1 protein-coding gene is annotated in these 11,364 nt (G+C 47.1%); it reads right to left on the bottom strand.

Annotated elements, in window-relative coordinates:
* Positions 1-4: 4 nt before the first annotated feature.
* The gene (locus L3V37_RS22000) at positions 5-11,248 is read right to left on the bottom strand and encodes a tandem-95 repeat protein (RefSeq protein ID WP_346014766.1); all 11,244 of its coding nucleotides are present in this window, start codon (positions 11,246-11,248) and stop codon (positions 5-7) included.
* Positions 11,249-11,364 lie beyond the last annotated feature (116 nt).

The raw sequence follows: 11,364 nt of genomic DNA on the forward strand, positions 1-11,364 counted from the left end.
GCCACTACATATCTTTGTATTGCGCCTCTAAACTTGCAATCAAGCTTTGAGTCACATCATCAACACTTGCACCGTCAAAATGGATGTCTAATGTCGAGCTACCTTTTGTAATACTCAGGTTTGTCTCAGAGCTACCATCTGGTGCTACTTCTACGTGATACTCTCCGACATCACCAGTATGATCACCTGATTGAAGATCATTAAGAAGCTCTCCAATTTCATCTTTAGATAAGTCATCAAAGAGATCAGAGAAGTCTAGAGTGTCTTCATCTTTATTGAAGTCAGTGACGGTATCAACATCGTTAGTGACTTCACTCCACTTAAAGATGTCGGCCCCTTCAGACCCTGTTAAAGTATCACTACCTAAACCACCAATCAGAATATCATCCCCTTCACCGCCAACGAGTATGTCGTTGCCACCATGACCAAATAGTAAATCATCACCAGCGCCGCCATATAAATTATCCGATTTATCTCCTTGGTGAGTTTGGTTGAATTCTTCCAAGTTATTTCTAACGTACTCATGTATATCTTCGCCGTCAACGGTAGACACATCCAGACCCGTTTGCTGCGCCACATGTGATTGAATCGCACTTAAGCCTTGTTCATTACCACCAAACTCAATTAAGTCACCTAACAAGATATCGTTACCTTCGCCTCCTTGAATAGTGTCTGAACCTTGTTTGAGAGGTACATCTTGACCCAATATCGTTTCAGCAAGCTTAGTAACATCAATATCTGACTCTACCACACCATCAGTGTCATACTGCTTGAGTGTATGTTCATCAACGCCACTCCCAAGACCTATCGCTTCTATAGAGGACAATGCCGCTAGTACTTGATACATGTGTTGAGCTTGTGTCGAGCTATTCCCTTCATCGTAATAACGGATAGAACCATAATATCTGTCGATATCGCCAAGGATTCTTCCTGTTAGCGGTGAATAAACCTTACCGTAACTATCTATAACGACATCACCTTTGTAGGTAACTGTTTGTCCGTATGAGTAATTGTTTTTACTCGCAATATCTTGCAGGGTAACAAGCTTGCCAGAATTATCGACGTCCAAAATCACTTTCGAGAATTCACTCGGTGCTACACCATAGAGGTATGTTGCTCTATTTGGTTGACCATCCGTAACAAAGTACGTGATATTTTGGCCATTAGGGTTAGGTTGACTGCTGAACCATTCAACGGCCGACTGTAAGCCCGCCTCATAGTTTGTGCCGCCAGAACCCTCATCATCAATTACACGATTCAACTCTTCTACAAACTCTTTTCTTGCTGTAAGAGAACTCAAGTCAACAGAAATCACCGCTGATGCACTTGAAGCAAATTCACTAAGGTGAATATTCACTGTCCCTGGCTTCTCTCCTTGATTTACCGCACTTAACAGCTCATCAAACACGTCTAGCACTTCTTGCTTCGCAGTTCCTACCCAGTTACCCATGCTCCCTGAAGTATCCAGAACAAATGCGATGTTGTAGTCCTGACCTGCAATGATCTCCAATCCTTGAACATCACCAACAATAATATCGTGATCGTCACTACCCGTTATCTGATCATTCCCATGTGATCCCGACTCCAACACATAGTCACGAGCTGTAAGCTCAACGGATTCAGTTGTTGAAGCTGCGTCATTATTTGATCCTTCAACAGACGTAGCAGTAACGCTTAGCGGGAACTCTAAGCTGCCTTCATAATCGAATGGCACTCTGATATCCAGGGAAAGCTTACCATCTGTACCAAGAGTGACAGGGTAATCTCCATTTGAATCTTGCTTAATTGCGAGCCCATCAACATACACGTCAACACCGTCTGGTAGATCTTGTACAAGAGCAGTCTGCGCTAAATCCTCACTTCCATCGACATCAACTAGGTCAACATCCACATCGACCGAAATCCAGCGATCTTGAAGCACTTCATAAGTGCCATCAGGTTTCAAATCAACAATTTTGTCTGCAAAAATAACGCGTTCAATTTCATATAAATGATCACCTCGGTCATCACTACCTGTATGATCGTTTACCGAATCGATAGAACGACTATCTAATAAAATCCAATATGGAACTTTACCGCCATGATCGTCTTTGAAGGTCATTTTGTAGTCATCAAAGTTCCCTGTTAAGTAGACTGTATCTTTACCATCATGCAGAGTAAGACTGGTCGCGTCATCACCATAAAACGTATCATTGTTACCACCGCCAACAAATACGTCATCGCCACCGCCACCATAGAATACATCGTTAAAATCTGTCCCAACAAACAAGCTGTCGGTGTCACTTAAGTCAGTATTGACTCCCAACACAACACCAGCGTGTGTATTAATTTTAGGTACTGCATTATCCAACCCAAGGTTGGCTGCGACAGCCTCATTTTCGGTATTGGTATTATTTATTGCCGATGTAGCTAAGTGGTGGTTTGGATCAATAGCATCTCGTTTAACTAAGTCGCCAACATTGATCGTGATCGTAGGTGCATCTGCGATAGCAACAACATTGATATCAAGTGTATTTGTTACGCCAGTATTTGTGGTATAGCTAATTAATGGAACGTCACCTGACCAATGCTCAGCAGGTTCAAATATGTAACTACCATCTCGGTTTACTAGTAACGTACCACTAGTCAAAGAAACACTTTCGCCTACCTCGTAATCAGCACCGTCGATAGTAAGATGATCTACCATCAGAATATTGTCGCCGTCAGAGTCATTAAGCAATACATTCCCTTGTAGAGTATTGTCTTCTATGGTTTCGCCCAAATCACTTAACGTTTTCGTAGGCAAGTTCTCATACACAACAACGTTTATAGCCAAGTGAGAGTCTGCTGAATCACCATTCGCGCGTTCTGTACTCGTTGCAGTCAAATTGATAGTGAAGTCATCATGGGAGCCCGCAGGTGGAGTCACAGTAAGTGCATCTAATGCCCAACTTGTCACGTCCAGTTCTTCATCAATAGTTGCGACAGTAATAGAACTATTTCCATCTGAAAGGATCGCACCTACAGGTAAGCCAGTTAGCGTGACTTTAAGTGATTCAGAGCCATCTGTATCATTTAAGCTTGCTTTAATTTCAGAGAGCGGTATCGCTGTATCTTGTAACCCTTCGTTCAGCTGGTATGTTTCGTAAAACGCAACACCATTAACTTCTTGTAGTTCAGACGTTCTGATATCAGTTGCTTCTAGCGCACTTTCATCACTAACTACGTAAAGACTACTATTGCTCAGATTGACAGGCGCTTGTCCATTAATGGATACATCCACATTAAAGTTACCCGGACCACTTTGGTTATGGTGATAAATTTCAATTGGATAAAAGCCAGATACCGAAGGGGTAAAGCTAGCACCCTTAATATCACCACTGTCGCTCCCCCAACGAGCTTGATCAAGTAACGTACCACCCAACTTGATAGCAAGGCTATCATCTGCTTGCCCAACAAAGTCGTAACTCGAACCAGCTTCCAGATAAACAAGAGATGTAACTAGAACGGCCTCATTTGCTAAGGTCGCATTAGTACCTAAATTTTCTACATTTGCCCAACTCAATCGAGTACCATCGGCTTCATTAAGAGCGTTGATCGCTGAGATTAGAGTCTCTCCATTGACCCCCATACCATCACTAGAACCAACTTGAACATTACTCCATGTCGTAACGTTAAACTCTTGTTGAGGCAATGAGTTTAATGGCGTCACTGCAATTAAGTTCGGTTTGTCAGCTACAGGGTTCACGTCTATTGTCAGTGTCGACTCTTGACCAGAGCTCTGCCCATCTGTCGGTTTAAAACCAATTTGAGCGTAACTAGATTCCTGATCTCCGACTTGATTTCCGCCGAAGCTGTCACTGCCTGATTCATTTAATTCAGGTACAAAACGAACACCGTTTTCCTCAAAAAGCGATTTATCGAGGACTTGATCGATTTGTACAGACTGCCAATCGCCTTGCGAATCTCTGTACTCTAATGATCCATCGCTAGGAAGCGTTGTAATTTGGACGGAGAGATCTGATACATCAGAGTCCACATCGCTAATACCGAATGATGACCAATCAAGCATCACTTGAGTATCTTCATTCATCTCAACCACTGAAGGCGAAGATTCAGGAGCATCATTCACATTTACCAGAGAAACATTTACCTCGGCAGTATCAATCCCGCCAGTTTCATCGATAACCTCAACCTGAAGCGTATAATCGCCCAAGTCAACATCATCGATTGTCTTGTTCAATGAAATCTCTCCGCTTGTCGGGTCGATATCAAAAATACCATTAGTGCTCGAGCCATCTGCAAAGCGGTATACAAGCACGTCATTATCGTGATCTTCAGCAACGACCGTACCGATAACGGCCCCACTCACAGTGTTTTCGTTAACTGACCCGAAGTCGTAAACATCATCATTTGGTTTGTCACCAGCACTATCGCCGCCAGAAATGAACTCTGGAGCGTGCTGAGCATCTATAATAGAGACTGTTGCTTCATTCGAGTCACTTGCAAGCGTCGAATCTGCACCAACCGTATCAATTAGAGTCACGGTTAGGTTTTCAAGCTCTTCGTAAATACCATCATCGAGAGTTTTTATATCAATCGGCGCCGACGTTTTACCCGCTGGAATCGTGACTGTGTACGTACTTGGAGCAATATAATCTTTGTCATCAACATTCCCGCCGATTGTGAATGTTACCAGTACATCTTCATCTGCTTTTTGGTCAATGTTGACGATAAATTTTGCATCACTACCTTCATCAACTGAGGATTGATCTGAGCTAATAGTCACTTTCGGGGCACTTTGGGCATCAACGATCACAACACTTGCGCTGTTATTTGAAGCAATGCTCGCATCAGCACCATCCACCTCTTTAATGGTTACTGTGAAAGATTCTGCGCCCTCATAAATACCATCGGTGACCGTCAGTAAGTCAAGAGCAGCTGAAGATTGACCCGCAGGAACTTCAACACTCAGAACGCCAACAAAATCTTTTCCATCTTGGGCCACGCCACTATATTCGACATGAACCGTAACACTCTCATCTGCAACTTTATCAAGTGTCAGCGTAAAGCCTGCCGTTTCACCTTCATTTACGCTGTTTTGATCGGCACTAATACTAACTAAAGGTGCAGAATCAGAATCCACAATATTTGCGTTACCAGTTGCAATACCATTACTGGTGACACTACCGATTTCCGTAACCGTCAGACCAAAGCTCTCATCACCTTCATGGACATTATCTAGTTTGGTCGGGACTGCGACTTTAATTTCAGCGACACCTGGAGGTATAGTAACGTCTCCATTAGGCGCTATATCTAATGTTTGAGTTTGACCATGAGTATCCACATAGGTCACTACCATAGTGCCTAGATCAACATCTTCCGCAGTATAGCTATCATTTGTTGTTGACTTCAGATTGACGACAACGGCCTCTTGAACAGGGTTAGAGAGTAAAACGGTAAATATTGCGTCAGTTCCTTCAATTACATCGCCAGCATCTATTACGCGAAGTTCTGTACTATCATTATCAAGAACTGTTGCCGTCCCCGTTTCACCTCCGAGCTCAAGAACGATCGTTTCGCTGCTTTCCACAACCAAGTCATCAATAGTCGGAATCGATATTTCGAAGCTACTTATACCTGCTGGGACAATCAAGTAACCACCTAAGAAAACAACACCATTTGTGTAGGTTGCATTCGATAGATTTACGTCATTCTTATCAACTGAAGAACCTTGAGCAAGCATATCAACTTGGTACTTAACAGCAGTGCTGGTGACTTCATCTAAAACAACCGAGAACGTGATATTGTCACCCTCGGTCACACTATCACCGATCACAGACAGACTTGGCCCGTTTTCCGCAATATTACCATCTAACATTTCGTTAACGATATTGACTGTAGATGGATCGCTAACGCCATTTTCAGAGTCGACTGCCACATATCCAAAGCTGTCTTCGGCAGGAACACCTTCTACATAACGTAACTCCCAGTTACCTTCATTTTTCGTAGAAAAATCTAACTGAGTAATGACCGAACCTTCAGGAAGAGCTAGATCTTTCCCATAACCAACGCTTGTTTCTTGGAATAGCATGAAGTTGCCTTCAGGCTTCAAAAACTCGAACGTTTGAGTCTGTTGGACATTATTTGAATCTAAGTATGTAACCGTAATAAGTGCTGCGTTGTCATCACCGTAATCAAACAATCCACCTAATCCATCTAAGCCAAGGTTTACGCTGCCCACAGGATTATTAGACAAATCGATCGTAATCGTTTCACCTTTCTCAATACCCTGCCCATCATTGTCAGCGATACCATTGCCGATGTGTGACACCTGGCGGTTGTACTGCGCAAGCTCACCGCTATCAGAAGAAATGGTGATAGAAGCTCCATTTGCTAAATGCTCAGTACGGGAATGTGATGAACCACCATCCTCACTTAATCCCCAATTATTGAAATCTGTTGTAGACTCGGAACTATTTGGTGTATCTGGGCGATCCTTGATACCTAATAAGAAACCCACATTATCAGCTTCATAGTAAAGGCTGTCTTTGTCATAAAGCGTATCGCTTACTTCTTTAATTTCGTGCAACTCACCATCACTATCTTTAAAGAACAACGTACCTGAGGTTGGCAGTTCAGTAATCCGCACATGCAAATCGTTGCCATTTAAGTCATCTTCAATATCCGCTATATGATCCTGAGAGTCGCCATCACCTAAAGGTTTCGTATCAGTATCAAATACAACTTGCGTCACAGGCTTGTCAGTCACATGCGTAAAGTCCTCACTGTCAGGCTTGTCATTGACTGGTGTGACATCGACGTTCACCGTGGTGGACTCCGATACCCCACCGGAGGTGACGATGTAGGTGAAGCTGTCTGCCCCGTGGTAGTTGTCGTTTGGCGTGTAAGTGACGCTGCCGTCCGGGTTGACCGAGACCGTGCCGTTGGCTGGGCCGTTATTGGTATCCAGCGACACCACTTGGTCGTCGCCTTCGAACGTGTCGTTACCTAAAACCTTAATGATGGTTGGCGTGTCTTCCACAACCGTCGCGCGGTCAGATTCAATATCTGCCACAGGCGCAACTGTGAAGTTCACCGTTTGGCTAACGCTTTCACCGCTTGGATCGGTGGCGGTAAAGGTCAACGCTTCTGAGCCGTTCCAGTCCGCCGTTGGAGTGAACGTAGCAATGCCATTGACGATCGCCACTTGAATGTTGCTGTTGCCAGAAACGCTGAAGCTCAGATCGCCATCCACGTTATCCACATCACTGAAGGCCGTATTCAGATCGATGCTGTATGGCGTAAAGTCTTCCGCCAAGGTTTGGTCTGCAATGTTGCTTTCAACCACAGGCGTGTCGTTCACCGCATTCACGGTGACGTTGACCGTCGCTTGGTCAGTCAGCGAACCATCGGTCACGGTGTAAGAGATTTCGGCGTCACCATGGAAGTTCTCAGCTGGTGTGAAGACCAGTTTGCCGTCAACAATCTCGACTGTCCCTTGGTCACTCGGCACAGACGCCGAGTCAATACGTAATGTATCACCATCGATGTCAGTATCGTTTGGCAGGACATCAATCGTGACAGCGGTATCTTCTTGTGTTGTTGCCGTGTCATTGGTTGCCACTGGCGCGTCATTGACTGGTGTGACATCGACGTTCACCGTGGTGGACTCCGATACCCCACCGGAGGTAACGATGTAGGTGAAGCTGTCTGTACCGTGGTAGTTGTCGTTTGGCGTGTAAGTGACGCTGCCGTCCGGGTTGACCGAGACCGTGCCGTTGGCTGGGCCGTTATTGGTATCCAGCGACACCACTTTGTCGTCGCCTTCAAACGTGTCGTTACCTAGGACGTTAATGATGGTCGACGTGTCTTCCACAACCGTCGCGCGGTCAGATTCAATATCTGCCACAGGCGCAACCATAAAGTTTACCGTTTGGCTGACGCTTTCACCGCTTGGATCGGTGGCGGTAAAGGTTAACGCTTCTGAGCCGTTCCAGTCTGCCGTTGGGCTAATGGTCGCGATGCCATTTTCTATTGAGACATTGACATTACTGTTGCCTGAGACGCTAAACGTTAACTCACCATCGGCGTTATCCACATCACTGAAGGCCGTATTCAGATCGATGCTGTATGGCGTAAAGTCTTCCGCCAAGGTTTGGTCTGCAATGTTGCTTTCAACCACAGGCGTGTCGTTCACCGCATTCACGGTGACGTTGACCGTCGCTTGGTCAGTCAGTGCACCATCGGTGATGGTGTAAGTGATTTCAGCATCGCCATGGAAGTTCTCAGCCGGTGTGAAGACCAGTTTTCCATCAATAATTTCGACTTTACCTTGGTCACTCGGCACAGACGCCGAATCAATGCTTAACGTATCGCCGTCGATGTCGGTGTCGTTTGGCAGGACATCAATCGTCACTGGCGTGTCTTCGTCAGTGACAGCGGTATCACCTTTTGCCACTGGCGCGTCATTGACTGGTGTGACATCGACGTTCACCGTGGTGGACTCCGATACCCCACCCGAGGTAACGATGTAGGTGAAGCTGTCAGCCCCGTGGTAGTTGTCATTCGGCGTGTAGGTCACGCTGCCGTCCGGGTTGACCGAGACCGTGCCGTTGGCTGGACCGTTATTGGTATCCAGCGACACCACTTTGTCGTCGCCTTCGAACGTGTCGTTACCTAAAACCTTGATGATGGTTGGTGTGTCTTCCACAACCGTCGCGTTGTCTGCCACGATGTCCGCCACTGGCGATACTATGAAGTTCACCGTTTGGCTGACGCTTTCATCGCTTGGATCGGTAGCGGTAAAGGTTAGGGTTTCTGAGCCATTCCAGTCTGCGGTTGGAGTGAACGTAGCAATGCCATTGACGATCGCCACTTGAATGTTGCTATTACCAGAAACGCTGAAGCTCAGCTCGCCATCAACATTATCCACATCGCTGAAAGCGGTATTTAGATCGATGCTGTATGGGGTGAAATCTTCCGCCAAGGTTTGGTCTGCAATGTTGCTTTCTACCACAGGCGTGTCGTTCACCGCATTCACGGTGACGTTGACCGTCGCTTGGTCAGTCAGTGCACCATCGGTCACGGTGTAAGTGATTTCAGCGTCACCATGGAAGTTCTCAGCCGGTGTGAACACCAACTTGCCGTCAACAATCTCGACTGTCCCTTGGTCACTCGGCACAGACGCCGATTGGATAGACAGCGTATCGCCATCAATATCGGTGTCGTTTGGCAGGACATCAATCGTCACTGGCGTGTCTTCGTCAGTAACGGCATTGTCATTGGTCGCCACTGGCGCATCATTCACTGGTGTGACATCGACGTTCACCGTGGTGAATTCCGATACCCCACCCGACGTAACGATGTAGGTGAAGCTGTCAGCCCCGTGGTAGTTGTCATTCGGCGTGTAGGTCACGCTGCCGTCCGGGTTGACCGAGACCGTGCCGTTAGCTGGACCGTTGTTGGTATCGAGCGACACCACTTTGTCGTCGCCTTCGAACGTGTCGTTACCTAAAACCTTGATGATGGTTGGTGTGTCTTCCACAACCGTCGCGCGGTCAGATTCAATATCTGCCACAGGCGCCACTGTGAAGTTCACCGTTTGGCTAACGCTTTCACCGCTTGGATCGGTGGCGGTAAAGGTTAGGGGTTCTGAGCCATTCCAGTCTGCGGTTGGAGTGAACGTAGCAATGCCATTGACGATCGCCACTTGAATGTTGCTATTACCAGAAACGCTGAAGCTCAGCTCGCCATCAACATTATCCACATCGCTGAAAGCGGTATTTAGATCGATGCTGTATGGGGTGAAATCTTCCGCCAAGGTTTGGTCTGCGAGGTTGCTTTCAACCACAGGCGTGTCGTTCACCGCATTCACGGTGACGTTGACCGTCGCTTGGTCTGTCAGTGCACCATCGGTGACGGTGTAAGTAATTTCGGCGTCACCATTGAAGTTCTCGGCCGGTATGAAGACCAACTTGCCGTCAACAATCTCAACTGTCCCTTGGTCACTCGGCACAGATGCCGAGTCAATCGACAGCTTATCGCCATCAATATCGGTGTCGTTTGGCAGAACATCAATCGTGACAGCGGTATCTTCTTGTGTTGTTGCCGCGTCATCTTTTGCCACTGGCGCATCGTTCACTGGCGTCACATCAACGTTCACCGTGGTGGACTCTGATACCCCACCTGAGGTGACGATGTAGGTGAAGCTGTCTGTGCCGTGGAAGTTGTCGTTTGGCGTGTAGGTTACGCTGCCATCCGGGTTGACCGAGACCGTTCCGTTAGCTGGTCCGTTATTGGTATCTAGCGACACCACTTTGTCGTCGCCTTCGAACGTATCGTTACCTAAGACCTTAATGATGGTCGGCGTGTCTTCCACAACCGTCGCGTTGTCTGCCACGACGTCCGCCACAGGCGCAACTGTGAAGTTCACCGTTTGGCTGACGCTTTCACCGCTTGGATCGGTGGCGGTAAAGGTTAGGGTTTCTGAGCCATTCCAGTCTGCGGTTGGAGTGAACGTAGCAATGCCATTGACGATCGCCACTTGAATGTTGCTGTTGCCAGAGACACTAAACGTTAACTCACCATCCACGTTATCCACATCGCTGAAGGCCGTATTCAGATCGATGCTGTATGGCGTAAAGTCTTCCGCCAAGGCTTGGTCTGCGAGGTTGCTTTCAACCACAGGCGCGTCGTTCACCGCATTCACGGTGACGTTGACCGTCGCTTGGTCAGTCAGTGAACCATCGGTAACGGTGTAAGTGATTTCAGCATCGCCATGGAAGTTCTCAGCCGGTGTGAAGACCAGTTTTCCATCAATAATTTCGACTTTACCTTGGTCACTCGGCACAGACGCTGATTGGATAGACAGCGTATCGCCATCGATGTCAGTATCGTTTGGTAGGACATCAATCGTGACTGGCGTGTCTTCGTCAGTAATCGCCGTGTCATTGGTCGCCACTGGCGCATCGTTCACTGGCGTGACATCGACGTTCACCGTGGTGGACTCCGATACCCCACCGGACGTGACGATGTAGGTGAAGCTGTCTGTACCGTGGTAGTTGTCGTTCGGCGTGTAGGTCACGCTGCCGTCCGGGTTGACTGAGACCGTACCGTTAGCTGGACCGTTATTGGTATCGATCGACACCACTTTGTCGTCGCCTTCGAACGTGTCGTTACCTAAAACCTTAATGATGGTTGGTGTGTCTTCCACAACCGTCGCTTTATCTGCCACGATGTCCGCCACAGGGGCTACCGTGAAGTTCACCGTTTGGCTGACACTCTCGCCGCTTGGATCGGTAGCAGTAAAGGTCAGCGCTTCTGAGCCGTTCCAGTCTGCCGTTGGGCTAATGGTCGCGATGCCATTTTCAATCGAAACCAACA

This window comes from Vibrio sp. D54, assembly GCF_021728075.1.
Lineage (GTDB): Bacteria > Pseudomonadota > Gammaproteobacteria > Enterobacterales > Vibrionaceae > Vibrio > Vibrio alginolyticus.